This window comes from Pectobacterium hainanensis (assembly GCF_046237015.1).
GTDB lineage: Bacteria > Pseudomonadota > Gammaproteobacteria > Enterobacterales > Enterobacteriaceae > JBJYIN01.
In genome coordinates this window covers 1-263 of record NZ_JBJYIN010000053.1, presented here as the reverse complement: position 1 = coordinate 263, position 263 = coordinate 1, and the positions used below count along the sequence as shown (strand labels likewise).

The following is a 263-nucleotide window of genomic DNA, read 5'->3' as shown; positions in this document are numbered from 1 at the left end:
ACTACTTTATTGTTCATGATTCTTCCTCCAGTCTCTTACTGTCGTAGGAAGTGTCTGTCCACTTTTTACAACCATCCCATCTGAGAGAGGGGTTAAGCATGCTCGTTCGCCCTCTAAGCCATTTACAGTGACACGGCATTCAAAACAATGTCCAATATTACAATAAATACCTCGAGGCTGCCCAGTTTCTTCGTGCAAACGTAAAGTCCGTATTCCTTGTGCTAGCAAGGCAGCCGCTAGAGACTCACCTTGGTAACCTTCAA

The 263-nt window shown here is 44.9% G+C and carries 1 protein-coding gene; it reads right to left on the bottom strand.

Annotation, left to right across the window (positions count from 1 at the left end; translation table 11 throughout):
• Positions 1–6: 6 nt before the first annotated feature.
• Positions 7–263: (2Fe-2S)-binding protein (locus ACKPVM_RS20485; RefSeq protein ID WP_409311584.1), on the bottom strand; the 257-nt coding region annotated here is incomplete at its 5' end.